Here is a 23894-nt window from a genome sequence, read left to right as displayed (position 1 = left end):
TGCTTAGTTGCTGGCGGCGGGAGCGGCAGCACCGGCGGCAGGCGCCGGCGCAGCCTTTGCGGCACCGCCCTCGGGGCCGCGGAAGTAGCGGAAGAACTCCGATTCCGGCGACAGCACCATGGTTGTGCCATCGGCGTTCAGAGCCGTGCCGTATGCGCTCATCGACCGGTAGAAGTCGAAGAACTCGGGATCGCGGTTGTAGGCGTCGGCAAACACCGCCGAGCGTTCAGCTTCGCCTTCACCGCGCAGGATTTCCGATTCCTTCTGCGCTTCGGCGACGATCTCGACCACTTCGCGGTCGGCGCGGGCGCGGATGCGCTGCGCAGCTTCGCGGCCGCGTGCCCTCAGCCTTTCGGCCTCGGCCAGACGTTCCGCCTTCATGCGGTCGAAGGTCTGCTGCGACACTTCCTGGGTGAGATCCGTACGGCGGATGCGGACATCCTGGATTTCAAGGCCAAGCGACGTTGCATCAGGCTGCAGCTGGTCGCGAACCTCGCGCATCATCGCCGCGCGCTCTTCCGAGAGCGCGGATTCGAAACCACGCACACCGTAGACCCGGCGCAGGGCCGCGTCGAAGCGGGTGCGCAGGCGCTGCTCGGCCAGTTCCACGCTGCCCGACACCGTCGAGCGGAACTTGCGGGCGTCGTTGATGCGATAGGCGATGAAAGCATCGACGTCGTAGAACTTGCCGCCAGAAACCTGGACGCGGATGTCGTCGAGGTCGAGGCGCAGCACGCGGTCCTCGATGACCTGGACGTTGTCGGCCTCGAACATCGAGAACGGCGCCTTGAAGTAGATGCCCGGCTCGGTCTTGACGTCGACGATCTCGCCGAAGCGCAGCACGATGGCCTGCTGGCGTTCGTTGACGACGAAGATCGACGACCAGATCAAGAACAGAATGATAGCGGCGAGAACGCCGATGATGGGAAGACGATTGGACATTAGTTGCCTCCCGCCGCCGGAGCGCGCTTCTGCAATTCAGGCAGCGGCAGATAGGGCACAACGCCCTGGCCGTTGCCTTGCTCGACGATCACCTTGCTCGAGCCCTGAAGCACCTTTTCCATCGTTTCGAGATAGAGGCGCTGGCGGGTCACGTCGGGCGCCTTGGCATATTCGTCATAGACCGAGATGAAGCGCTGCGCCTCACCCTGGGCTTCCTGAACGACGCGGTTCTTGTAGGCGGCGGCGTCTTCGCGGATCTGCGCCGCCTCGCCTCGCGCCTGGCCGAGCTTCTGGTTCGAGTACTGGTTGGATTCCTCGACGAAGCGGTCTTCGTCCTGCTCGGCGCGCTGCACCTCGTCGAACGCGTCGGCCACTTCGCGTGGCGGTGCGGCGTCTTCGATCGAGATCGCGTTGACGGCAAGGCCGGCGCCATACTGGTCGAGGGTCGACTGGATGATGTCGCGCACGCCAGCGGCAATGCCCTGGCGGTCGTCGCGGAAGATGTCCTGCGCCGGACGGCGGCCGACGACTTCGCGCATCGCGCTCTCGGCAATCTGGCGAACCATGATGTCGGGCTCGGAAACCTTGAACAGATAGGCCTGGGGATCCGAAACCTGGTAGGCGACGGAGAACTTGACGTCGACGATGTTCTGGTCGCCCGAAAGCATCAGGCCGGAAGACGTGCTGCCGCGGACTTCGCCGATATTGACCAGCTTTTCAGCCGTGTTGACCTTCTCGACAGTCTCGATCGGCCACCAGTGGAAATGCAGGCCGGGCTGCGACAATTCCTGCTTGGGCTTGCCGAAACGCAGTTCAACCGCCAGTTCATCCGGCTGCACGGTGTAGACCGACTGAAACGCCAGGAAAGCGACAAGGCCAGCGCCGATAAGGCCGAACAGCACGCCGGTCGAGCCACCGCCACCGGGCAGCGCGCGCTTCAGCTTGTCCTGGCCCCGGCGAATGATGTCCTCGAGATCGGGAGGCGAACCTTGCGGCCCGCTTGGACGTGGTCCCTGCCCCCAGGGGCCGCCGCCGCCATTATTGCCGCCGCCGCCACCCCAAGGGCCACCGCCGCCGCCTCCACTTTGATTGTTCCAGGGCATGAATGTCCTTTCGACTACGAAACCATGGCAGCCACGCCTGAGACGGCCGCACAATTACTGACACCATCTATAGGGATGCGGGCAAGCGCTTTCAACGCGATGCCCTTGAAGTGCCTCGGATTCCACTACAAATGTATGAATTCACACCATCAATGCACGTCGTGGCGCTTTTCGTAAACGGTATAGCGTGTCGCATGGCTGTCTTTTTCGCCGGCGGCAAAATCTTCGGCGTGTGCAACCGCCCAGATCTCCGGATCGATATCGGGAAAGCGCGTGTCGCCGTCGGGAGACGCCATGACATGGGTAACATGCAGCCGGTCGGCGAGCGGCAGCGCCTGGCGGTAGATCTCGCCCCCACCGATGACGCAGATTTCGGTGACGCCAGGCATGCAGCGACCCTTGGCAGTGCCAAGCGTGATGGCGTCTTCCAGCGAATGCACCACCTCCGCACCCTCGGCGCGAAACGCCTTGTCACGGGTAACGATGATGTTCAGCCGTCCCGGCAGAGGGCGCTTGGGGAAACTCTCCCAGGTCTTGCGCCCCATGATGATCGGCTTGCCCATCGTGTCTGCTTTGAAGCGCTTGAGATCGCTCGACAGCCGCCACGGCAAGCCGCTGTCGCGGCCGATGACACCGTTTTCGGCTATCGCCACGTAGATCGCAACTTCCATCGGACGCCCTTCCCACCCAGGCGAATCTGCGCCCGGTCGCTTACCGTGGGCTATCGTAGGGCTGCAGGATCAGAATTTCGATATCGCGCTCGGGATAAAAATCGGTGGCAGTCATCTCGAAGGTGGTCAACCCCACTTTCTTCACGCCAGCGCCACAGAAGCTGACAATGTTGGCTGGATCGCCCTTGTCGATGGTCAGCCTGAACTTGCCTATCGTGCCCAATGCCCAGTTGCCGCCCGTGGTGAGCACATAGGACAGCCAGGTTTCTGTATAGGGTGGGAAGCCGTCACCGGAATTCTTGGCCGCCTTCTCGACAGCGCGTTCAAAACTTTCGTCGAGGCAGTATTTGCGTTTGTAGCCGTCGTATTGCCCCTGAAACTTGCCATCCGTGTAGAAGCTGACACCAGCCGTGCCGCCAACACTCGGCTTGTAGCTGTGCGCGACCTTCACCGGCTTGCCCGCCGGAAAGCTGGCCCTCCACCAATAAGCCGAGTGCAGCTGCCACAACGGCTCGCGCACGCTCTTCATGCCCGAACCGTCGTCATACTCATTGAGTGCGATCAGCCCGCGGTTTTGCCAGTCGGCCGCCACTTCCGACGACAGCTTCTCCAACGCCTTCAACGTCGCGTCGCCGAACGGAAAATAAGGTACGCCGTTGGCGTCCAGCTCCTTGCCGATATCCAGCCCCACGGCAAAAGCCGAATGCTGCAACTCAGGCTTCACCTCCTGACCGTCGATCGAAACCGAGAAGCCGAGGAAATTGTCGGACGCATCCACCGGAATGTCGACATTGGCGTAGGGACTGCCCTCGATGTCGGGCATCGGAAACGCCACCAGCGTCTCGACATCCTTGTCCGAATTGTTGCGGAACACGTAGTCGACCGTCACCTTCTCCGGGGAGATGAACAGATCCTCGCTTTCCATGGCGATCTGGTCGCTGCGACCGATGATCAACCCGCCGGCGCCAAGCTGCGCCGTCGTGTCGTTGGCGGATGCGGGAGCAGACATCGCCGACATGCCGGCAACGCTCAGGGCGATCAGTCCGTCACGGCGTGCCATCCGGTAGCCCTTACACCGCGATCGGCGCGCGGATGGTGGCGTCGGCGACGTAGTTCTCGAGCCTGAAATCCTCGAAGCGGAAGGCAAACAGGTCCTTCACCTCGGGATTGATCCACATCGTCGGCAGCGTCTTCGGGCTACGCGTCAGTTGCTCGCGCGCCTGGTCGAAATGGTTGTGGTAGATGTGTGCGTCACCCAGCGTGTGGACGAAGTCGCCAGGTTTCAGCCCGGTCACCTGCGCCACCATCATCGTCAGCAGCGCATAGGACGCGATATTGAACGGCACGCCGAGGAAGATGTCGGCCGAGCGCTGGTAGAGTTGGCATGACAGTTTGCCGTCGGAAACATAGAACTGGAACAGGCAGTGGCACGGCGGCAGCGCCATGTGATCGACCTCTTCCGGGTTCCAGGCCGAGACGATCAGCCGGCGCGAATTGGGGTTCTTGCGGATCTGTTTGAGCAAAAGTGCGATCTGGTCGATCTCGTCGCCGTCGCGCGTCGGCCACGACCGCCACTGCTTGCCATAGACCGGGCCGAGATCGCCATTCTCGTCGGCCCATTCATCCCAGATCGATACCCCGTTGTCCTTGAGATACTTGATGTTGGTGTCGCCGGCGAGGAACCACAAAAGCTCGTGGATGATCGACTTCAGATGCAGCTTCTTGGTGGTGACAACAGGAAAGCCATGCCCCAGGTCGAACCGCATCTGATGGCCGAAGACCGAGCGTGTGCCGGTGCCGGTGCGGTCGCCACGGTCGCTGCCGTTTTCAAGGACATGGCTGAGAAGGTCGAGATACTGGCGCATGAAGGACGTCCGGTCGGATTGGCGAGATTCGCTGGCCGCAAGCGTAGCCCATTCCGCTGCCCCGGCAAACGCCGGGACACGCGGCTGGTCGCTCGTCCGATCCTATTTCAGCACGCCAGGCCAGTTCCTCTCAGCCTTTGCAATGTTGCCCTCGACATCCTGCCGCCACAACGAGCGAACGCTCTTGGAGTAGTTGAGGTAAAGCTTGTCGCCCACCACTGTCCAGGCATTCGGGTCTGAGGAAGCGGTTGCACCCTGGCTGACGGCATAGGCGCAATAGCCGCCATATTGCGGCAGGTATCGAGCCGGAGACCGCAGGAACGTCCCCCGGTTGGCGGCACTGGCGAAGCGATAGGTGATGCCGTCATGCACCGCGACGTGCGCAGGCAACCCCTTGGTCGCCTTGCCGGCGGTGAAATAAGCGACCACGTCATAGCCGCCCGCGCCGACACCGGGCGGTTTACCGGTGTAAACCATAGCCTGTTTCACTCGCGCAACGCCCGGTCCGAGCGCCCCGCTCACGGCGAGCGGCAGAAACATTGCGGTCAGAATGAGACGGCGTCTGTCCATCGCCGGTTTCCCTCGACAAGCCACCGTAATCATAGCAGCCCGCGGCCCCATCTGCCGCGCGCCTCGCTACACAATCAGGTGATCCGGTTAGGGTCAGGCTAATGATTGGCCAGCAGATGGACTTGCCGGAAAGACAGCTCAGAGCGAACCGAGTTTGCCCAGTTCCTTGGCCACAAGATAATAGAACGTCACGCGGTTCTTGGTGTTGTCGGCCGACATCGCCTTGCAGACCTTTTCCAGCGCGCCGTCCGCCTTCTTCGCATCCTCGACGCCGAGCTTCTTGGCAATCCAGCCGGCTTTGACGCGATCGAGTTCCTTGGGGTCGGTGCACGAGACAAGCGAAGAGTCGCGGTTCCGGAGCGCGATGCCCAGGTGCTTGACGATCTTGGTCACCACCTCTTCCTTGGCGCCGGCGTCGTGCTTCTTCACGTCTGCAAGATAGTCGGTCATGTGAATTCCCCTCGTCGACGAATTGATCTCATCTCCCGCAGGGGCCCGGCTTAGACCGGTTCAGGTACTTCACGGGCATCCCCAGCGGGCCGAAGCTTCGGTTCGCGCATCACGCGAGTCAACCCTGCGTATTCGCGTGGCTTCATGAATCTGTTGCGAATGGCTGTTAGGACTTGCCGTTCCCACCTTCCATTTTGCAGCCGGCCTCCCTATATTGGGGTCGTCAGCTTGACTGACTATGGCGATAAACTGCCGATGAAATAAGCCATTCGGACCCGGGGGCGGTACCCGGCGCCTCCACCAAAAGTCGTCGCACAGTCGAACGACGATTTTTGCTGGGGGCGAAATAGGATCGACGAGGGTGTAAAGATCGGACTTTTGCCCGGCATTGTACCACCGTTATCGGGCTAAACTTGTAGTTGCAAACGACAACTATGCGGAAGCACGTCTCGCTGCTTAATGCAGTGCGATAGCTTCAAATTAAGCCCTAGAGGTTCGCACTTCTAGGCGGGGTTCGGAGGTACCTGGCAACAGAAACCTCCACTTCTCTCCCCCAAAATCTTCCAAGATCAAAATCTCCCAAGACATTGTCATCGCCGGCCAATGCCGGTTTGCCGTTGCCTGTTTTTTTGCCGGTGCGCCGCGCGTCCTGACGGGTGCCCGAGACGCGCTCCGGCCGACCCCTGCAGCGTCGGCCTGCCATGGCCGGTCCCGTTCCATCCGGAGACCTACATGCCTCGCAATTCCAACCGCTTCTTCGTGCTCACCGGCGGCCCCGGATCGGGCAAGACGACCTTGATCGAACGCCTTGCCGCAGCCGGCCACGCCACTTCGGTCGAAGCCGGTCGCAGCATCATCCGCGACCAGGCCGCAATATCCGGCACCGCCCTGCCCTGGCATGACCGCGCGCTGTTCGCCGAGCTCATGCTGTCATGGGAAATGCGCTCGCATACCATCGCCGAGGCTACGCCCGGCCCGGCGTTCTTCGATCGGGGCGTCCCTGATGTCATTGGTTATCTCAGGCTCGTCGGCCTGCCGGTACCGATCCATATCGAACAGGCGGCCCGGGAATTTCGCTACAACCGCAAGGTGTTCGTCCTGCCGCACTGGCCCGAGATCTTCACCCAGGACAACGAGCGCAGGCAGGACGAGGACGAGGCGCGGCGCACCCATGCCAGCATGGTCGCGACCTACGCTGCCTGCGGCTATGATCTTGTCGAGGTCCCCACGGCACCGGTCGAAGACCGTCTCGCTTTCATTCTCGAAAACGTCCGTCAGGCGTGACGAATCACGCCGCGTGCGGCAGTTGCAGCCCTTCGGCGAAGGTGCGGTTGCGGCCTGCCCGCTTGGCGGCATAGAGCACTTTGTCGGCGCGGCCGATGGCGTCCCAGAGGCCCTCTCCGGCATGCAGCTTGGCGATACCGAAGCTGCATGTCACCGCGAAATCGCCGGGCATGCCGGCAAATCGCACATTCGCGATCTCCCGGCGCAGCGTCTCGACCAGGCCGAAGGCATCGTCCACCGGTGCATCCTTCAACACGATGACGAATTCCTCGCCGCCGGTGCGTGCCGCGATGTCGCCCGCCCTGAGTTTCGACTTGATGACCCTGGCAAGGCTCGACAGCACGACATCGCCGCCGGCATGGCCGAAGCTGTCGTTGATCGACTTGAATCGGTCGATGTCGCAGGCGACGATGCTCAACGGCTTGCCTACGCCCTTGGCGAACAGGCGCTGGGTCTTGCCCTGCAAGCCGCGGCGGTTGAGCAGCCCGGTCATAGGATCGCTGTCGCGCTCCGCCTTCAGCGCCAGAATGACGTCGGCACAGGCGACGACCACCAACGCAAGCCCCATCGCCACGCCCAGCACCGACATGGCAAACTGCGCCCAGACCCAGAAGGCGGACTGGAAGAAGGCATCGACATCGCGGCTCGGCACCGTACCGCCCGTCAGCAAGGTACGGCCGACAAAGGTCGCCCCCAGGCCCAGCAGCAGCCACAGCATGCCCCGGTCGACGACATTGCCGAGCACGAGATGCCTGAGCTTCCACGCCCCGCTCAGCAAAATGCCGCCCATGCCGAAATTGAGGGCATAGACGCGGACGGCGAGATCGTTGTGGACGTAATAGAAGAAGGTCAGGATGGCGACGATACCGCCGAACCACAGCGCTTGCTCGGCCCGTGCCATCGATTTGCCCGAGCGCATCAGCACGCCCTGCACAAGAAAGAGCGGCGCCGCCGAATAAAGCACCGCGCACGCAATGGTGTTGTAGCCGACGTCGGCCGGCCACAGCGCGAACTGGACGACGGTTGCGGCACTGATCGTCAGGAACGCCAGCGCAAACAGCAGCAAGTGCCTGTTTCGGCGATCGAGCAGCCAGATGCACAGGAACGTTGCCGCAAACAACAGCAACAGGACGGAAGGGATGAATTTCAAGATCTTTTGTCGCCTCGACGTCTCGGTTCTGCTTCCGGTGTCTTCGCAACGACTTACCGGCCGAGTGTAAACAAACGATATCGAGGCATTGTGAGGCGACGGCGACAGCGCCTGACCTGCGTCACGATGATGTGAAACGAGGCCGGGCGGATGCCCGGCCTCGACAAAACTCACTCCGCCGGCGCGCCGACGGCCGTTTCGCGCCTGCGGCCGAGCGTCACCTGCGCCAGCGCGAAGGCGACGACGGCGGAGATGGTGATGCCGAACACCATCGGCAGCGGCGTTCCGTCGAAGAAGAGGCCAGCCACCGCCATGGCGACGGCGCCGGTGGCAAAGTGCAGCGTGCCCATCAGTGCGGATGCCGTTCCGGCGATTTCGCCATGCTCTTCCATCGCCAGCACCGAGGTCGTCGGGATGACGAGACCGAGGAAGCCGTAGCCGATGAACAGAAGCACGGCCAGTACGTCGAGGCGGTCGACGCCTGCGGAAAACACCGCCAGCAGAATGACCATCATCGTGGCGTAGCCGACCACTGCCACCCGCACCACCCGGTGCAGGCCGAAGCGCTCGGTCAGCAAGCCGGTCAGCTGCGACATGCCGATGAAGGCTACCGCGTTGATCGAGAAGAACACGCTGTAGACCGACGGCGACAGGCCGTAATGGTCGATCAGAATGAAGGACGAATTGGCGAGATAGACGAAGAAGCTGGCAATGCCGAAGCCGCCGATGAAGGTCAGGCCGAGGAAGTTGCGGTCGCCGAGCAGGAAGCGGTAGCCGCTGAGCGCGCTGCCGACCGAGCTTTCGGCGCGATGCTCGACGGGGCGCGTTTCCTTGAGCGACGTCGACAACAGCACGATGGCAAGTACTGCAGCAGCAGTCACCACCCAGAATACGGCGCGCCAGCCAAAGCCTTCGATGACAAGCGAACCGGTCAGCGGCGCAAGGATAGGCGACACCGAAAACACCAGCATCAGCAATGACATGAGCCGCGCCGCTTCGGTGCCGGTATGCAGGTCACGCACGATGGCGCGCGGCACCACCATGCCGGCAGAGGCACCCAGGCCCTGGATGACGCGGAAGAAGATCAACCATTCGATGTTGGGCGCAAGCGCCGCCCCAAGGCCGCCAATGGCAAACAGCACCAGGCCGATATAGAGCGGCGCCTTGCGGCCTATCATGTCGGAGATCGGGCCGACGACGATCTGCGCCAGACCCATGGCCAGGAAGAAGACAAGCAGGCTCATCTGCACGGCGGCGGTGCCGGCGTTGAGATCGGCGCCGATCGTCGGCAGAGCGGGAAGATACATGTCGATGGCGAACGGGCCGATGGCCGACAAAAGGCCGAGCACGACCGCTACGCGGAGAAATTGGGGTGTCATGATGTGGTTCTTTCGGATCGGGTTTCCGCCGTGAAGCCACGGCGACGTGTAATCCAAGGACGTTTGGCAACATGAGATTCCGACTCCTCCCGAACCGGCATCTCGCCATTGCGTCCAGTTTTTTAGACAGACTTGTCCAAATCGTCAATCACCTGTATATAAAAATTCCATGACACCTGCCATCGCTCCTGACATTGCGGTCGCCCGCAGCCACACCGCCAAGCGGCTCTCGATCCTCGACGCCGCTGCACGCGTCTTCTGCCGCGAGGGCTTCGCCGGCGCCAATATCGACCTCATCGCCGCCGAGGCCGGCGTGTCGCGCCAGACCGTCTACAACCACCATGGCGACAAGGAGAACCTGCTCGTCGCGGTAGTCCGGGAAATCACCGAACGCATCAACGCTGGTGTGTTCGAAACTCTGGCCACCTTCCCCGACAAGCCGATCGACCTCGAGGCCGAGCTCGTCGAGTTCGCCGTGCGGCTCAACCAGAACTGCATGTGCAACCGCGACGGCAAATTCCTGCGCAAGCTGCTGCAGACCGAAGGCGAGCGCTATCCCGAATTGTTTGCCGGCTGGCGTGAACATGGCCCGGCCAAGACCTGGGCGGCCCTTGCCGCGCGATTCGCCCGCCTCGCTTTGTCAGGCTGGCTCGATCTCGACGATCCCGATGTCGCAGCGCGCCAGTTCCTGGCGCTGGTCAATGCCGATCTGCAGATGGCGCTGATCTTCGGCGACACCGTCTCGGAAGAACAACTGCGCACAGCAGCAAGCAATGCCGTGCGCTGTTTCCTGCGCGCCTACGGCAAGCCGCGCCCGGTCTGATTCCTAGGGAATGGACGGCCGTCCGGACCTGCGGCAGGCATCGTGGCGCCTGCTCGAATCCCAAACATTCCATACCGCGTTATATCCGGTTTACGCCGGCCAAAAGCTTGATTACAGGTAGGGAGACGATTCAATCGGACCCGCATCTACATATGGCCGAAGACCAGATCCGCTACGACATTCTCGCCCAGGAGGCACTGCGTGGGGTCATGCGCAAGGTCCTGGCGGAAGTCGCGCGCACCGGCCTGCCGGGCAACCACCATTTCTTCATCACCTTCATGACCGGCGCGCCGGGCGTGCGCATCTCCTCGCGCCTGCATGAACGTTATCCCGAACAGATGACGATCGTCATCCAGTTCCAGTATTGGGACCTCAAGGTCACCGACACCGGCTTCGAAGTCGGCCTGTCCTTCTCGGATGTTCCGGAGAAGCTCGAAATCCCCTTCTCTGCCGTGCGCGGCTTCTACGATCCCTCGGTCAACTTCGAACTCGAATTCGAGGTCAAGGCCGAAGCAGCTGCAGCCCCCGAAGAGGTTGCCGCCAAGCCGGAGCCGATCGCGGTGGTCAAGCCTGCCGAGCGCAAGCCTGCGACCAAAAAGAAAGCCGACGCGACTGAGAAGGAAGCCGTCGAAGAGCCCGCTCACGGCAAGGGCGCGGATGTCGTATCGCTCGACGCGTTCCGCAAGAAGTAGCCAGGACGAGGTCGCATGGCCGACATCGTCAATCTTCGCCAGTTCAAGAAACAGAAGGCGCGGGCCGAGCGCGAGACGCTTGCCGACCGCAACCGCGCCCTGCACGGTCGCACCAAGGCCGAAAAACAGCGCGACCAACTGACCTCGGAGCGCGCCGACAAATTCGTCGACGACCATCGCCGCGAGCGCGATCCAGAGAAATCCGACCGGTGAGCCTGGTCGAAAAGCGCTCGGTGACGATCCGCGGCCACCGCACCAGCTATTCGCTCGAAAAGCCGTTCTACGACGACCTCTTGGCCATATCGGCGGCGCGCGACATGACGCTGGCCGCCCTCGTCGCCGAAGTCGACACCCAGCGCCCGCGCGAGGCAAACCTTTCCTCCGCGCTCAGGCTGTTCGTGCTGGAGCAAGCCAAGCGCGGCGTGAGACAGACCTGAGGCGCGTCGTCTCCATCCGCCTCGATCCCGATGTCATTGCCCAGTCAAAGGCCACTGCCAAAGGCTGGAGCACAGGCATCAACGAGGTTCTGAAAAGGCAGAGGGCGGGCTGGCGCGACAGCGCCACCACATCGGGCCAGCATCGCTTGCCTATTGGCTCTGCAGCGACTTGAAGAAATCGTCGAGACTGAGCGGTTCGAGCTTTTTCTTCACCGGCGCATCGGCGGGTGGCGCCGGCACGGCGTCGACTGGCGCATCCATCGGCCGGACTTCCGGCAACGGCGCCCGCTCGATCTCAGCCGCTGGTTTGGGCTTGGCAGCCTCAGCCTCGCGCCTCGCCTTCTGCTCGGCCTCGTGCCGCAACTTTTCTTCCGCTGCCTGGCGTGCCTTCTCAGCTTCCTGGCGCGCCGTTTCCTTGTCCGCCTCGGCTTTGGCCTTCGCGGCGGCTTCCGCGGCGCGTTTTTCTTCTTCGGCGCGCAAGCGTTCCGCTTCCGCCTTTGCCTTGGCTTCCTCTTCGGCTTTCAGCCTTTCGGCCTCGGCTTTCGCCTTGGCCTCTTCCTCGGCCCGGATCCGGGCCTCCTCGGCAAGCCGCGCCTCTTCGGCGATACGCTCGCGCTCGGCCTGGAGTGCTGCGAAATACCGCGTCTCGCGTCGTAGCCGCTGCTTTTCCAGCAACACCGCCTGCATCGCCTCGACGCGGGCCTGTTCCTTTTCCAGGGCGCGCTGGGTCAGGAACTGCGCCATCGGCGCGCTGTCGAACAGCTTGACCGTCGCACCCGGCTCGCCGTCGATCTGGAAGTTCATCGCCGGCTCCGAGCCGACCAGCTGCTCCTTGCCGGGCGCGTATGTGATCGAGCCATTGGCCGAGATCACACCGGCGTTGAGGTCGGTGCGCAAATCGGCGTTCAGCATCGCAGCCGGGTTTTTCAACGTCAGTGGCGGCGCCCGCACGATGCCGCCGGCAACGGTAAACGCGATGTCGGCCTTCCCGGCGGCAAAACTGCCCTCGCCGGCCAGGTCAGGCGCGAATTCTGCGACGCGCGCCGCATTGATATCTCGGCCAAGCGCGTCGGCCTTGGCGATCAGCGCGGCAAACGCGTCGGGGTTGAAGCCGGGCAGGACGAGCCCGTCAATATCGGCCGTGCCCGACCCGGCCAGCGAGGCGACAAGGCCCTCGACCGATTTGCCACTGCCTGAAAGCGTCGCCGAAAAATTGCCCTTGCCGCCGATCTCGCTGGCCACCGGGACCGCAGCGACATCGGCGCCGTCGAGCATCAACTGGCCCGACACGAAGGCCGTGCCATCGTTGTTCTTGAGTTCGACAAGTCCGCCAAGGTCGCCGCCATACAGCTTGGCCTTGATGTTGGACAGCCTGAGCGCCTGGCTGTCGATCTGCAACGCCAGCACCGCATCATTGGCGGTCGCCAGCGGTTCGGCCAAAAGTGTGCCGGCGATGATTTCGAGGTCGGCGCTGAAGGGCGCAATCGGTTTCGGCGCGAATGCCGCCGTAGGCCACCCGCCGTTGCCGCTTTCCAGCGCCGCGACGCCCAGGGTCATTTCGGCGAACGGCCGGAGATTCAGTTCGTCAAGCGTCAGCGAACCGCTGAGATGCGGCAGCCCCTCGTTCAGCTCGGCCTTGAGATTGCCGACCACCGCATCCTGGTTGACGGTGCCGTCGAGCCTGTCGAGCGCAAGAACGCCTAGGGCAAGGCTGGCATCTGCGGCGAGCTCCACCTCGGTGCCGGTGCCCATGCCCGGCAGGCTCACGCCCGAGGTCATCAGCCACGGCTCCAGGTCGGCAGCCTGCAGCGTCGCCCGGCCCGTCAGGCTGGGCATACCGTCGCGCACCGCCACCGTACCGGTGAAGCCGGCCGAAGAATCGTCACCTTTGAGGCTTGCGGTCACGTCGAGGCCATTCTGCACGGCACCTTTCGCGGCAATGGCTAGCTCACCCGGGCCGGTCACTCCAAGCGGCAGCACCGGCAGGCCGGCCAGCGCCAGCAGGCTGGTCGCATCCTCGTTGCGGGCGGAGAATTCGAGCTTCAGCTGCGAGCTGGCAAGCGCGCTCGATATCGCCTGCGCCGACAGCGTCGCCAGAAGATCGGAGCCGCCGGCCTCGCCTTGCCCGCTGAGCGCAACGCTCGTCGTCTTGTCGCCATTGTCGACGGCACTGGCGACGAAGTCGATGCGCGCGTCAGCCAGCAGGCCGGGATAGGCCGCAGCACGGGTTGCCAGCTCGTTCAGCAGCCGGTTCTCGGGCGTCTGTTTAGCTGCCAGCGCGACCAGCGGCGCGAGGTCGACTGATATCACCGAGGCGTCGAGATTGCCGGTCGGCGCCTTGGGAAAATCCTTGATCCGCCCGGTGGCACTGAGCGAGGCGCCTGCCAGTCCGCCGACCGACAGCTTGTCGATTTCCAGCACGCCCTCGCGCAGCCTGAGCGCGGTATCGACGGTTTCGGCGCTGAGGCCGGCAAAATTCACCGGCCCGGCCTTCACCGCGAGATCGAGGTCGGCGTCGCTGAAGCGGTTGGCGCCCTGGTCGGTCACGAACAGCGAGGCAAAGGCGCGCAACCCGTCGAGATCGAGCTCGCCGCCGTCGAGCTTCATCGTCATCGACGCCCTGGCATCGTCGGGAAGCATGCTGTCCAGCTCGCCGGTGAACTTGGCTTTGCCGAGGATCAGCTCGACGGCATCGAATGTCTGCTGCTCGCGGGTCAGCCTCACCTTGGCCTTGAAGCCCGCCGCCGGCAGCTTGCGCACCGCCTCATCGACATCCTTGGCGACCCAGGCGGCGAAGCCCGAGGGCTGACCCACGGCCAAGAGCATCTGGCCGTCGAAGCCGAGCGTGTTTTCGGTGCGCAGGAAACCGTCGGCCTCGAGTCGCGTGCGGCCGGGCAAGGTCGCAGCCAGCGACTTCAGCACCCAGCCGCCTTCGCCCGGCTGCGCCGACATCTTGACGTCGCGCACCGTGGTGTCGCCGGCGACGACCGCGGGCAGGTCGACGTCGACGGTGCCGGGGATCGTCGGCCGCGGCAAGTCGACCAGCACCTTTTCAAGCGCCGTCAGCCGTTCGGAAACCGAAAAGCCGGTGCCGGTCTGATCACCCCCAACCGCTTCGTCGAAACGCACCTGGGCGCCATTGGCCGTAATGGTGAAATGCGGGTTGGCGCCGAGATCGACCTCGGCCGTGCCTTCGGCGGTATAGGGATCCTCAAGTGGCCCGCTTTCGAAGCGGAACTCCTCCACGCCCAGTCGGGCATGGTCGAGCGCGAACTTGCCCTTCACCCGAAAGCCGGGTTCAACTGGTTTGACTGGCGCCTTCGGCTTTTCGCCGTCGGCCGTGGCCACGGGCTCAGGCTGCGCCTCGATCACGGTGAAGCCGCCGGCATAGAGGGCCTTGCCCTTGTCCATCGAAGCATTGCCGTCGCCTTCGATGACCACGCCGTAGCGATCGGGCGTCGCGCGTATCCTGAGCCGCATCTGTCCGGCCGGATCGACGGAGCCGGTCGACACCGAAAGCTGGGTTTTCAGCCCGTCGACGCGCAGCGAACCGTCGACGCGCCACGGCCCGGCGAGCGACTTTGCCGAGACCTCGGTGTTGATCTCCGACAACAAGTGGTCGCGCCCGCTGGCGGCGCGGCGCAGCCGCACCTGTCCCTCGGTGATGGTCAGCTTTTCGATCGAGATCTGCTTGGCGTCGAACGGCGCAGACGGGCGGATCGCCCAGTCGACGACGCCGTCGGCGGCGACATCGATGATCGCCTTCGGCCGCACCAGCCGCATGTCGTAGATCAGGAACTCGCCGCTCAGCAGCGGCGCGAGCTCCGCATCCATCGAAAACGTCTCGACGGTCATCGCATCGTTGCCGCCGGCCCGGCCGCCGACGGTGACGTCCGAGAAGGTCACCGATGGAAACGGCAGGATGCGCGCCGTCACCTCTCCCTGCACCGCAACCTTGCGGCCGAGTATTGCGCTGGCCTCGCGCTCGAAATCGGCCTTGTAGCCCGACCAGTCGATGAAATACGGCCCCACCAGCGCCGCACACAGCGCCAGCACGAAAAGTCCACCGAATATGACAAACAGGCGTGCGAGCATTGCCTCTGGGCAAATCTTTCATGCGTCCCAGGCGACTAAGCGCAGGAGCGTGGTCATTTGGTGGCATGTTGGGCTGTGCGCTGCAGCACGTCAACGCCGCCCGGCAACCTGTCCCGTGAAAAACGGTCGCGCCGCGTCATCACGGCATTCGTCGCCGTCCCTGCAAGCGGACCAACGAAGACGCGGAGATTCAGGTCAGGCCGAGCCGAAAATGGTGGAGACCGAGAACCGGAACGGAGCGTACATTCGGGTACGCGAGTACCGGAAGCGCAGGTGTCCGGCATTTGCAGGCCGGCCTCACCTGAATCTCCGCTATTTTGAGTCGCGCTTGGCCTGGGCTACTGCCGCTGTCTTGCGCAGGCGCCCACGTTCCATCGGCCTGACCAGGCTCTTGGCCTTGGCGTTGTCCACCGCCCGCATGCCGAGATGCGCCTGTCGGGTGTTGAAATCGGCGGCGCGGGCCGGCTTCTTTTCCTTGCTCAACGCCAGTGCGTGGCGCGCGTTCTCGACGAGATCGATGCGCGCCGCCAATTGCCGCCGCCGCTCATGTTCGCCGTTGAGCCGGCGCATGCTCATCGCCAGCACGCCGAGCTTTGCCTTGGTGCCGTGATCCTTGGTCGCCGGCTGCGCGCCTTTGGCGGCTGCCTTGCCGCGCATCTCGCGGCGCTTGCGGTTGGCTTCGCCCTGCGCCCGGTCGCGTCGTTCGCGCACCGCCTTCAGCAGGTCGCGCAGTTCGGCGTCCGAGAGATCCTGCACCACCGGGTGGTGCGAGTTCTGCACCAGCTTCCACTCGTCTTCGCTGAGGGCTCGTTCTTCCTGCTTCCTGGAAACCGCCATGTTCTGGTCCTCGCCTGTCACAGTACGGTTGCCCAAGACCTAGGTAACAAGACCTGGGCAACCCGGACTGTCCGCCCGAACCGGAGCGGGGTCAAGCCGGCTATGCCGGGCGGCGCATCCGGATCACCTCCTGCGGCCGCCCGTCATCGTCGGCGTTGCGCCTCAGCGTTTCGACGAAGCCGAGCTTGCGGTAGAAGCCGACAGCCGTCTCGTTCTCGGCATAGACTTCCAGCTCGAGCGCGCCCTTCAGCGCCACGGCATGCAGCACCAGCGCCTTGCCGAGCCCATGGCCATGTGCTGCGGGATCGACGAACAGGCCGCCGATGAAGTCCTCGATCAGGCCGATGAAGCCGGCCGGCTCACCGTCGAGTTCGATCACCCAGTTCTCGGCCTGGGGCAGATAGATGTCGCGGACCCGGCCCTGCTGCTCCAGCAGGTCAGCCTCGGACATGAAGGGATGGCCGATGCGCGAAGCCTCGAGCCAGACGTGAGCCAGCCGATCGCAATCGGCGGCGCAATAGGCGCGGATCGTCGCGCCATGAGCGTGTATCATGGGAATATCCTTGGAATTTTGCGTAGCAGAGAAAGACGCATAAGCGTCTGTATTGGCCTTTCGGCCTCATCGGCACTGGGGCCGACGCTTCAGCGATGGAAGTCTCTACGCATAATATTCCTGGTTGGACGGCGCCGCAGTAGCAGCACCGCTCACGCCACGTCAATGCCCTGTCGATTGTTCCGCCGCGGGTAACACCTTGCCGGGATTGAGAATATTCTGCGGGTCGAGTGCGGCCTTGATCGCCCGCATCACCTGCACGCCATGGCCGTGCTCGCGCTCCATCAGACCCATCTTGCCCTGGCCTATGCCATGCTCGCCGGTCGAGGTGCCGTCCATCGAAATCGCCCGCTCGGCCAGCCTCTTGACGAATTCCTCCGCCCTGCCGATGTCGGCGGGGTCGTTCGGATCCATCAGCACCAGCGTGTGGAAATTGCCGTCACCGACATGGCCGACGATCGGTGCGATCAGGCCCAGCCGCGCTATGTCGGCCTCTGTCTCGGCGATACATTCGGCAAGGCGGGAGATCGGAACGCAGGCATCCGTCGACAGGGCGCGTGCGCCCGGCCTGAGCGTCTGCGACGCCCAATAGGCATCGTGGCGCGCCTTCCACAATTTCGCCCGCTCCTCGGCGACAGTGGTCCACAGGAACGGCCCGCCGCCATACTCCGTCGCAATCTCGCCAAAGCTCTCCGCCTGCTCGGCCACGCTGGCGTCGGAACCGTGAAATTCGAGAAACAGGCACGGGCTTTCGGGATAGTCGAGCTTGGAGTAATTCTTCATCGCCCGCATCTGCAGCGCGTTGACCAGCTCGATCCGCGCCACCGGAATGCCCATCTGGATCGTCGTGATGACGGCCTGGCATGCCGCTTCGACAGTCGGGAACGGGCAGACCCCGCCCGAGATCGCCTGCGGAATGCCCTGCAGCCTGAGCGTCACCTCGGTGATGATGCCGAGCGTGCCTTCCGAACCGACGAGAAGCCGCGTCAGGTCGTAGCCCGCCGAACTCTTGCGCGCCCGATGCGAGGTCACGACCTCGCTGCCATCGGCCATGACAGCCCTGAGCGACAGCACGTTCTCGCGCATCGTGCCATAGCGCACCGCGTTGGTGCCGGAGGCGCGGGTCGCCGCCATGCCGCCGAGGCTGGCGTTCGCCCCGGGATCGATCGGGAAAAACAGGCCAGTATCGCGCAGATAATTGTTCAGCGCCTCACGCGTCACACCCGCTTCGACGGTGCAGTCGAGATCGTCGGCATTGACCGACACCACCTTGTCCATACGCGAGATGTCGAGCGATATGCCGCCCGCCGGAGCGTTGACATGGCCTTCCAGCGAGGTGCCGGTGCCAAAGGCGATGACCGGCACGTGATGCGCGGCACAGACCCGCACAACGTCCTGCACGTCGGCTGTGCTTTCGGCGAACACCACGCCATCGGGCGCCTGGTTGGGCAGATAGGTGGTGGTGTGGCCATGCTGCTCGCGGATCGCCTGGCCGGTCTGGAAGCGCTCGCCGAACTGCTGCTTGAGGATGCCCAGCGCAGCCGCGATCCCCTCCTCGTTCCGCGCCATCGCCTTCAGGTCGCTCAGAGCCATGTTTTCCTCCGCGTTTGGAACAGCCTGGCGCCTTGCCGGCGCCTTATGCTGCGGTAATCTGCCAGCCCCGACAGTTTGTCCAGCACCACCGTGCATGACCCCGAAAATCGGGATTATCGGAAAGGATCATGCACAAAACTAAGTTTAACAGCGTCCTTTGCGCGTCCTGACGGACGCGCGGCGCTTTAAGGTCAAGAGGATCGTCCATGCCTGCACCGTTCGTCTCGAGCGTCATGGAGGTCGAGAAAGCCTGGCTCGACTACAACGGCCACATGAACATGGCCTATTACAACGTGCTGTTCGACCGCGGCGGTGAAGAAGCGCTCGACCTGCTTGGGCTGGGCGCGGCCTATGCCCGCGACCGCAAGCTCACCACCTACACCGCCGAGATCCATGTCTGTTACGTCAGGGAGCTGCATCTTGGCGACAAGGTCACCGCCACCTTCCACCTGCTCGACCACGACGAAAAGCGCTTCCGCGTCTACCAGGAACTGCATCATGTCGACGGCTGGCTGTCGGCGACGTCAGAGACGCTGTCGCTGCATGTCGACATGAACGGCCCGAAGGTCGCGCCCTTCCCTCAGGACATCATGGCGAGCCTCGACGCTATGCGCGCCGCCCATGCCGCCTTGCCGACGCCCGAGCGTGCCGGTCGCTCGATCGGCATCAAACGCAAGCCCGCATAGTGGCTTCAAGGCCACAGGCGATTAACCTTACCTGTTTATAACCTGCGCCACAGCCTGAGGTTCGTTGATCGCCCCTCGCTGCCCTCCGACAATCCCATGCAAGCGAAGTTGAGTCGCGGCGGCGGGCACCGGACGGCTTTGAGGCAAGGCATGCACACTGACATCGAAGCAACGGCCAACAAACTCGCCTGCGACCCTCGCATCAGCGACTATGATTTCTGGCGTTCGCTTCGCAACATCAACAACGAACTTTTTGAGATCGCCAACAACAACCGGCCGATCCCGATCGAAATGCTGCGCTGGCGCGTAATCCTGCGCCAGGCCCGCTCCAAGCGCGGCGTGGCCTGAGCCGGCCGAAAGGCGCGCCAGCCGCGCGCCTTCACCGCTTGCCTGATCAGGCAAGCTTCTCCTTGAAGAAGTTGACCGTTCGCCCCCAGGCCAGTTCCGCCGCCGCCTTGTCGTAGCGGGCTTCCGAGGTGTCGTTGTTGAAGGCGTGCTGGGCGCCGTCATAGACGAACAGTTGGAACTCCTTGCCGGCCTTCTCCAGTGCCGCCTTGTAGGCGTCTATGCCGGCGTTGATGCGGTCGTCCTTGCCGGCATAATGCAGCATCAGGGCTGCCTTGATCTTGGCTATATCGGCCTCGTCCTTCGGCTGGGAGCCATAATAGGCGACGCCGGCGGCGAGATCGGGCGCGTTGACGGCCAGCGCGTTGACGGTTCCACCGCCCCAGCAGAAGCCCATGGCGCCAACCTTGCCATTGCCGCTTTCATGGCCCTTCAGGAACGCCACCGTGGCGACGCCATTGGCCACTGTCTGCGCCGCATCGAGCTGGCCGAACATTTCGCGTGCCTTTTCTTCATCCGCCGGCGTGCCGCCGAGCGGCGACAGATAATCGGGCGCCAGCGCCACGAAGCCTTCGAGCGCGACCCGCCGCGCCACGTCGCGGATATGCGGGTTGAGGCCGCGGTTCTCATGAATGACGATGACAGTCGGCAGCTTGCCTGTGGCGTCGGCCGGCCGGACCAGATAGCCCTTCATTTCTCCCGCGCCGCCGGGATAGGTAATGTCCTCAGCCTTCAGCCGCTTGTCGTCGTCGGCGACGATCGCCGCCCGCGCCTGGTTGGTCGTAAGCAACGGCACGATCGCCGCCGCGGCAGCGCCTGAGCCGGCAAGCCTGGTCAGCTTCTCCATGAAGCCGCGCCGGTCGAGTGTCAGGTGGGTGTATTCGTCATAGGCGTCGATCATCGCCTGGGTAATGGCAGGTCGTGTCATTTCTCGCTCCCTGTCTGGTTCCGAGGCCGGGAGTTTAACGTATGCAAATGTAGTTGGTTTCACTGTTGCGTGATCGCCGCGGCCACGAAAAAAGCGCCCGCGCGAGGTCGGCGCGGGCGCTTCGACAAGCGCTCAGTCTTCGCTTTCCATGAAACGGATGCGGTTGCCGAACGGGTCGATCACCTGGCACTCCAGCCCCCAGTCCTGCCGCTCCAGGCCTGGGCGGTTGTACTTGTAGTTCTTGGCAATCAGCCCCTTCTGGAAGGCCTCGACGCCCTTCATGTAGCAGACAGCCGTCGCACCCGGGCTGGCGTCGCCCGAATGCTCCGACAGATGCAGCTTCAGGTCGCCGCGCGACACCTGGCAATAGAGCGGTGCGCCGGGGTGGAAGCGGTGCTCCCAGTCGAAAGTGCAGTCGAGGAAACCCTCGTAAAAGCCCCTCGCCTTGTCTTCGTCGAATATGCGGAAGATCGGCACCGGCTGGGTGAAACTCACCGCACCGGCTGTCGGCTCTTCCGCCTTCTCGAGCTTGCTCGACAGGATGTTCCAGGTCTCCACGCCGAATTGTCTGGCGACGATCTCGAGCGCCTCGCTGTGGCTGACTTCGAGGTTCTTCTGGGCAAGCGCCTCGCGCATGGCCTTCGCCATCGCCTTTGCGTCACGATAGGTTCGCATGATCTTCCGATCCTCTGGTTGTGGCGAGAAATCCCATCAGTGCCCGCATTGCCGATGCTCTCACCATCCCATGGGATCAGGTGACGGAGGCGTCCGATGTGTTCGCCATACCCCCGGAGGGCGCGGACTGCCGGCCACATCAAGCCGTCAGCCACGCTAGCAAAGCGCCTGCGGCAGGGTCAACACCGCTCGCTTTTCCCGGCAAAACCAGAACAAAACAGAGACACTTCTGGCCTTTCCGCCCCGAATCACTACATTCGGGGCAAATGTCAGACTTTCCGGACGACATGCCCTTTTTCGACGAGCCCGGCGGGATGCCGCCCCGGGCCGCCAGCACGCCTGCGCCCAGCGGTATCGCTGCGCGCGCCATGGCCGCGCGCCAAGCGCCGTCAGCGCCCGATTACCTCAACGGCCTGAACCCCGAGCAGCGCCAGGCTGTCGAGACCACCGAAGGCCCGGTTCTGGTGCTCGCCGGCGCCGGCACCGGCAAGACGCGTGTGCTCACCACCCGCATCGCCCATATCCTCAGCCAGGGCCGCGCCTACCCCAGCCAGATCCTCGCCGTCACCTTTACCAACAAGGCCGCGCGCGAGATGAAGCAGCGCATCGGCCACCTTGTCGGCGAAGCGGTCGAGGGCATGCCGTGGCTCGGCACCTTCCATTCGATCGGCGTCAAGATGCTGCGTCGCCATGCCGAACTGGCAGGGCTGCGCTCCGACTTCACCATCCTCGACACCGACGACGTCATCCGCCTGATTAAGCAGTTGATCCAGGCCGAGGGCCTCGACGACAAGCGCTGGCCGGCGCGCCAGTTCGCCATGATGATCGACGGCTGGAAGAACAAGGGCCTCGGTCCAGCCGAGATCCCCGAGGGCGACGCCCGCTCCTTTGCCAACGGCAAGGGCCGCGAGCTCTACAAGGCCTATCAGGACCGGCTGCAGACGCTGAACGCCTGCGACTTCGGCGACCTGTTGTGTCATCCGATCCGCATCTTCCGCGCCTACCCTGACGTGCTCAAGGAATACCACAAGCGCTTCAAATACATTCTGGTCGACGAGTACCAGGACACCAACACCGCGCAATATATGTGGCTGCGGCTCCTGGCCCAGGAAACGGGTGGTCCGGGGCAGAAGAATGTCTGCTGCGTCGGCGACGACGACCAGTCGATCTATGGCTGGCGCGGCGCCGAGGTCGACAACATCCTGCGCTTCGACAAGGATTTCCCCGGTGCCGTCGTCATCCGGCTCGAGCGCAACTACCGCTCGACCGCGCACATACTGGGTGCCGCCGCCCACCTCATCGCCCACAATGAGGGCCGTTTCGGCAAGACGCTGTTCACCGATCGCAACGATCCCGAAGACGGCAAGGTCAATGTCCATGCCGCCTGGGATTCCGAGGAGGAAGCCCGCGCCGTCGGCGAGACCATCGAACAGCTGCAGCGTCAGAAACACAATCTCAACGACATGGCGATCCTGGTGCGCGCCTCGTTCCAGATGCGCGAGTTCGAAGACCGCTTCGTCACGCTTGGCCTCAACTACCGCGTCATCGGCGGCCCGCGCTTCTACGAGCGCCAGGAAATCCGCGACGCCATGGCCTATTTCCGCGTCGTCGCCCAAGGTGCCGACGATCTCGCCTTCGAGCGCATCGTCAACGTGCCCAAGCGCGGCCTCGGCGAAGCCGCCATCCGCCAGGTCCACGATACCGCGAAAGCCCTTGGCGTGCCGATGCTGCAGGCAGCCGCCCAGCTCGCCGAGAGCGACGAACTCAAGCCCAAGCCTCGCGCCGCCCTGCGCGAAGTCGCGGCCAATTTCGAGCGCTGGCAGAAGGCGCTCGACAACACCCCGCATACTGAGCTCGCCGAGATCATTCTCGAAGAGAGCGGCTATACCGATATGTGGAAGAACGACCGCTCGGCCGAAGCGCCGGGCCGACTTGAAAACCTCAAGGAGCTGATCCGCTCCATGGAGGAATATGAGTCGCTGCGTTCCTTCCTTGAACATGTCGCCCTTGTCATGGACGCCGAGCAGGACGAGCAGCTCGACGCCGTCTCGATCATGACGCTGCATTCGGCCAAGGGCCTCGAATTCGAGACCGTCTTCCTGCCCGGCTGGGAGGAAGGCCTGTTCCCGCACCAGCGTGCCCTCGACGAAGGCGGCCGCTCGGGTCTCGAGGAGGAACGCCGCCTCGCCTATGTCGGCCTGACCCGCGCCAAGAAGAACCTGCATCTGTGGTTCGTCTCCAACCGCCGCATCCATGGCTTGTGGCAGTCGACGATTCCCTCGCGCTTCCTCGACGAACTGCCCGAGGCGCATGTCGAAGTGGCTGATGCCGGCAATTCCTATGGCGGCTATGGCGGCGGCCGCCAGAACCCCTACGGTGCCTCGCGTTTCGACAGCGTCGGTGAAAAGTCCTTCTCCAACACCTACGCCACGCCGGGCTGGCAGCGTGCCCAGCAGAACCGCACCGAAGCCACCGACCGCAACTGGGGTTCCCGCTCCGGTCATTCGGTCGAACGCATAGGCTATGGCGAGACCGATTCCGGCTTCGGCGCCGGCCGCGGCTCGGTCAAGGGCCGCACAATCGACGGCGAACTGGTCGCCAAGTCGGTCGCGACGGAGCCCTCGCGCTTCGAGGTCGGCGACCGCGTCTTCCACCAGAAATTTGGCAACGGCAACATCGCCAACATCGATGGCAACAAGCTCACCATCGACTTCGACAAGGCCGGCCAGAAGAAGGTACTGGACGGGTTCGTGAACCCAGTGTGAGGGCATTTGACAGACCCGGCGCCAGAGCCAACGTCCCGCCACACGGCGCTT

General features: G+C 63.6%; 24 protein-coding genes and 1 other RNA gene. 10 read left to right on the top strand and 15 right to left on the bottom strand.

What is annotated here, in order from left to right; genetic code table 11:
* Positions 1-3 precede the first annotated feature (3 nt).
* From hflC to IG197_RS25035, 7 genes are all read right to left on the bottom strand, one after another.
* Positions 4-942 carry a protease modulator HflC gene (gene hflC, locus IG197_RS25065; protein ID WP_067960521.1) on the bottom strand — a complete coding sequence of 313 codons (939 nt, stop codon included), beginning with the start codon at positions 940-942 and terminating at the stop codon, positions 4-6.
* Positions 942-2045 carry an FtsH protease activity modulator HflK gene (hflK, locus tag IG197_RS25060; RefSeq protein ID WP_067960518.1) on the bottom strand — a complete coding sequence of 368 codons (1104 nt, stop codon included), beginning with the start codon at positions 2043-2045 and terminating at the stop codon, positions 942-944. The genes hflC and hflK overlap by 1 nt, the downstream gene beginning before the upstream one ends.
* Positions 2046-2194: 149 nt before the next feature.
* A complete protein-coding gene (locus tag IG197_RS25055) occupies positions 2195-2716 on the bottom strand; it encodes a dihydrofolate reductase (protein WP_192315594.1) in 522 nt (173 codons plus the stop codon).
* A gap of 40 nt (positions 2717-2756) precedes the next feature.
* Positions 2757-3776 (bottom strand): DUF4424 domain-containing protein, encoded by a 1020-nt coding sequence (locus IG197_RS25050; RefSeq protein WP_246765241.1) that lies wholly within the window; start codon positions 3774-3776, stop codon positions 2757-2759.
* A 10-nt stretch (positions 3777-3786) separates the two neighbouring features.
* Positions 3787-4581, bottom strand: coding sequence for a thymidylate synthase (locus tag IG197_RS25045; RefSeq protein ID WP_192315592.1), 795 nt, complete (start codon positions 4579-4581; stop codon positions 3787-3789).
* 102 nt (positions 4582-4683) lie between these two features.
* Positions 4684-5151, bottom strand: coding sequence for a YHS domain-containing (seleno)protein (locus IG197_RS25040; protein ID WP_192315590.1), 468 nt, complete (start codon positions 5149-5151; stop codon positions 4684-4686).
* 138 nt (positions 5152-5289) lie between these two features.
* Positions 5290-5601, bottom strand: a complete 312-nt coding sequence (locus IG197_RS25035; protein ID WP_192315588.1) for a DUF2853 family protein — start codon at positions 5599-5601, stop codon at positions 5290-5292.
* A 183-nt stretch (positions 5602-5784) separates the two neighbouring features.
* On the opposite strand from IG197_RS25035, the gene ssrA reads away from it, so the two are divergent.
* Positions 5785-6146, top strand: a transfer-messenger RNA (tmRNA) gene (gene ssrA / locus IG197_RS25030).
* 187 nt (positions 6147-6333) lie between these two features.
* Positions 6334-6885 (top strand): AAA family ATPase, encoded by a 552-nt coding sequence (locus IG197_RS25025; protein WP_154386664.1) that lies wholly within the window; start codon positions 6334-6336, stop codon positions 6883-6885.
* Between the two features lie 4 nt (positions 6886-6889).
* Here IG197_RS25025 and IG197_RS25020 read toward each other — a convergent pair whose 3' ends face one another.
* Together IG197_RS25020 and IG197_RS25015 are read right to left on the bottom strand one after the other, a co-directional pair.
* Positions 6890-8035 carry a diguanylate cyclase gene (locus IG197_RS25020; RefSeq protein WP_157097060.1) on the bottom strand — a complete coding sequence of 382 codons (1146 nt, stop codon included), beginning with the start codon at positions 8033-8035 and terminating at the stop codon, positions 6890-6892.
* Positions 8036-8205: 170 nt separating this feature from the next.
* Complete coding sequence (locus tag IG197_RS25015; protein WP_067966336.1) at positions 8206-9414, bottom strand: multidrug effflux MFS transporter; 1209 nt, start codon at positions 9412-9414, stop codon at positions 8206-8208.
* A gap of 169 nt (positions 9415-9583) precedes the next feature.
* On the opposite strand from IG197_RS25015, the gene IG197_RS25010 reads away from it, so the two are divergent.
* From IG197_RS25010 to IG197_RS24990, 5 genes are all read left to right on the top strand, one after another.
* Entirely contained in the window at positions 9584-10237 is a 654-nt protein-coding gene (locus IG197_RS25010) for a TetR/AcrR family transcriptional regulator (protein WP_067960499.1), read from the top strand.
* A gap of 152 nt (positions 10238-10389) precedes the next feature.
* Positions 10390-10929: an SspB family protein gene (locus IG197_RS25005; RefSeq protein ID WP_067960496.1), complete on the top strand. Its 540-nt coding sequence runs from the start codon at positions 10390-10392 to the stop codon at positions 10927-10929.
* A gap of 15 nt (positions 10930-10944) precedes the next feature.
* Complete coding sequence (locus IG197_RS25000; protein WP_154386667.1) at positions 10945-11142, top strand: DUF4169 family protein; 198 nt, start codon at positions 10945-10947, stop codon at positions 11140-11142.
* Complete coding sequence (locus tag IG197_RS24995) at positions 11139-11366, top strand: ribbon-helix-helix domain-containing protein (protein WP_067960490.1); 228 nt, start codon at positions 11139-11141, stop codon at positions 11364-11366. The genes IG197_RS25000 and IG197_RS24995 overlap by 4 nt, the downstream gene beginning before the upstream one ends.
* Positions 11363-11539 (top strand): BrnA antitoxin family protein, encoded by a 177-nt coding sequence (locus IG197_RS24990; protein ID WP_169808380.1) that lies wholly within the window; start codon positions 11363-11365, stop codon positions 11537-11539. The genes IG197_RS24995 and IG197_RS24990 overlap by 4 nt, the downstream gene beginning before the upstream one ends.
* On the opposite strand, the gene IG197_RS24985 is transcribed toward IG197_RS24990, so the two are convergent.
* The 4 genes from IG197_RS24985 to IG197_RS24970 all read right to left on the bottom strand — a co-directional run bounded on the left by IG197_RS24985 (position 11517) and on the right by IG197_RS24970 (position 18444).
* Positions 11517-15461, bottom strand: coding sequence for an AsmA family protein (locus IG197_RS24985; RefSeq protein WP_192315586.1), 3945 nt, complete (start codon positions 15459-15461; stop codon positions 11517-11519). The genes IG197_RS24990 and IG197_RS24985 overlap by 23 nt on opposite strands.
* 312 nt (positions 15462-15773) lie before the next feature.
* Positions 15774-16298, bottom strand: a complete 525-nt coding sequence (locus tag IG197_RS24980) for a hypothetical protein (RefSeq protein WP_192315584.1) — start codon at positions 16296-16298, stop codon at positions 15774-15776.
* 100 nt (positions 16299-16398) lie between these two features.
* Positions 16399-16851, bottom strand: a complete 453-nt coding sequence (locus IG197_RS24975; RefSeq protein ID WP_192315582.1) for a GNAT family N-acetyltransferase — start codon at positions 16849-16851, stop codon at positions 16399-16401.
* 162 nt (positions 16852-17013) lie between these two features.
* Entirely contained in the window at positions 17014-18444 is a 1431-nt protein-coding gene (locus IG197_RS24970; RefSeq protein WP_192315581.1) for an FAD-binding oxidoreductase, read from the bottom strand.
* A gap of 206 nt (positions 18445-18650) precedes the next feature.
* Between IG197_RS24970 and IG197_RS24965 the strand changes: the two genes are divergently transcribed.
* Both IG197_RS24965 and IG197_RS24960 read left to right on the top strand, forming a co-directional pair.
* Positions 18651-19130, top strand: a complete 480-nt coding sequence (locus tag IG197_RS24965; protein WP_067960478.1) for a thioesterase family protein — start codon at positions 18651-18653, stop codon at positions 19128-19130.
* Positions 19131-19280: 150 nt separating this feature from the next.
* Complete coding sequence (locus IG197_RS24960) at positions 19281-19478, top strand: hypothetical protein (protein WP_067960475.1); 198 nt, start codon at positions 19281-19283, stop codon at positions 19476-19478.
* A gap of 46 nt (positions 19479-19524) precedes the next feature.
* On the opposite strand, the gene IG197_RS24955 is transcribed toward IG197_RS24960, so the two are convergent.
* Positions 19525-20403 carry a dienelactone hydrolase family protein gene (locus tag IG197_RS24955; RefSeq protein WP_246340995.1) on the bottom strand — a complete coding sequence of 293 codons (879 nt, stop codon included), beginning with the start codon at positions 20401-20403 and terminating at the stop codon, positions 19525-19527.
* 132 nt (positions 20404-20535) lie between these two features.
* On the bottom strand, positions 20536-21078 hold the full coding sequence (locus IG197_RS24950; RefSeq protein WP_192315579.1) for a glyoxalase superfamily protein: 543 nt from the start codon (positions 21076-21078) through the stop codon (positions 20536-20538).
* Between the two features lie 266 nt (positions 21079-21344).
* On the opposite strand from IG197_RS24950, the gene IG197_RS24945 reads away from it, so the two are divergent.
* Positions 21345-23843, top strand: a complete 2499-nt coding sequence (locus IG197_RS24945) for an ATP-dependent helicase (protein WP_192315577.1) — start codon at positions 21345-21347, stop codon at positions 23841-23843.
* The last annotated feature ends 51 nt before the right edge of the window (positions 23844-23894 follow it).

Source organism: Aminobacter sp. SR38, from assembly GCF_014843375.1.
Taxonomy (GTDB): domain Bacteria; phylum Pseudomonadota; class Alphaproteobacteria; order Rhizobiales; family Rhizobiaceae; genus Aminobacter; species Aminobacter ciceronei.
This window is presented reverse-complemented; position numbering and strand designations above follow the sequence as displayed.

Coding starts and splice junctions, on each gene's coding strand:
- IG197_RS24960 (WP_067960475.1), top strand. CDS start 19,281: ATGCACACTGACATCGAAGCAACGGCCAACAAACTCGCCTGCGACCCT.
- IG197_RS24985 (WP_192315586.1), bottom strand. CDS start 15,461: ATGCTCGCACGCCTGTTTGTCATATTCGGTGGACTTTTCGTGCTGGCG.
- IG197_RS25010 (WP_067960499.1), top strand. CDS start 9,584: ATGACACCTGCCATCGCTCCTGACATTGCGGTCGCCCGCAGCCACACC.
- IG197_RS25025 (WP_154386664.1), top strand. CDS start 6,334: ATGCCTCGCAATTCCAACCGCTTCTTCGTGCTCACCGGCGGCCCCGGA.
- IG197_RS24950 (WP_192315579.1), bottom strand. CDS start 21,078: ATGCGAACCTATCGTGACGCAAAGGCGATGGCGAAGGCCATGCGCGAG.
- IG197_RS25045 (WP_192315592.1), bottom strand. CDS start 4,581: ATGCGCCAGTATCTCGACCTTCTCAGCCATGTCCTTGAAAACGGCAGC.
- IG197_RS24945 (WP_192315577.1), top strand. CDS start 21,345: ATGTCAGACTTTCCGGACGACATGCCCTTTTTCGACGAGCCCGGCGGG.
- IG197_RS24965 (WP_067960478.1), top strand. CDS start 18,651: ATGCCTGCACCGTTCGTCTCGAGCGTCATGGAGGTCGAGAAAGCCTGG.
- IG197_RS24980 (WP_192315584.1), bottom strand. CDS start 16,298: ATGGCGGTTTCCAGGAAGCAGGAAGAACGAGCCCTCAGCGAAGACGAG.
- IG197_RS24970 (WP_192315581.1), bottom strand. CDS start 18,444: ATGGCTCTGAGCGACCTGAAGGCGATGGCGCGGAACGAGGAGGGGATC.
- IG197_RS25055 (WP_192315594.1), bottom strand. CDS start 2,716: ATGGAAGTTGCGATCTACGTGGCGATAGCCGAAAACGGTGTCATCGGC.
- IG197_RS25040 (WP_192315590.1), bottom strand. CDS start 5,151: ATGGACAGACGCCGTCTCATTCTGACCGCAATGTTTCTGCCGCTCGCC.
- IG197_RS25000 (WP_154386667.1), top strand. CDS start 10,945: ATGGCCGACATCGTCAATCTTCGCCAGTTCAAGAAACAGAAGGCGCGG.
- hflC (WP_067960521.1), bottom strand. CDS start 942: ATGTCCAATCGTCTTCCCATCATCGGCGTTCTCGCCGCTATCATTCTG.
- hflK (WP_067960518.1), bottom strand. CDS start 2,045: ATGCCCTGGAACAATCAAAGTGGAGGCGGCGGCGGTGGCCCTTGGGGT.
- IG197_RS25015 (WP_067966336.1), bottom strand. CDS start 9,414: ATGACACCCCAATTTCTCCGCGTAGCGGTCGTGCTCGGCCTTTTGTCG.
- IG197_RS25005 (WP_067960496.1), top strand. CDS start 10,390: ATGGCCGAAGACCAGATCCGCTACGACATTCTCGCCCAGGAGGCACTG.
- IG197_RS24975 (WP_192315582.1), bottom strand. CDS start 16,851: ATGATACACGCTCATGGCGCGACGATCCGCGCCTATTGCGCCGCCGAT.
- IG197_RS24955 (WP_246340995.1), bottom strand. CDS start 20,403: ATGACACGACCTGCCATTACCCAGGCGATGATCGACGCCTATGACGAA.
- IG197_RS25035 (WP_192315588.1), bottom strand. CDS start 5,601: ATGACCGACTATCTTGCAGACGTGAAGAAGCACGACGCCGGCGCCAAG.
- IG197_RS25050 (WP_246765241.1), bottom strand. CDS start 3,776: ATGGCACGCCGTGACGGACTGATCGCCCTGAGCGTTGCCGGCATGTCG.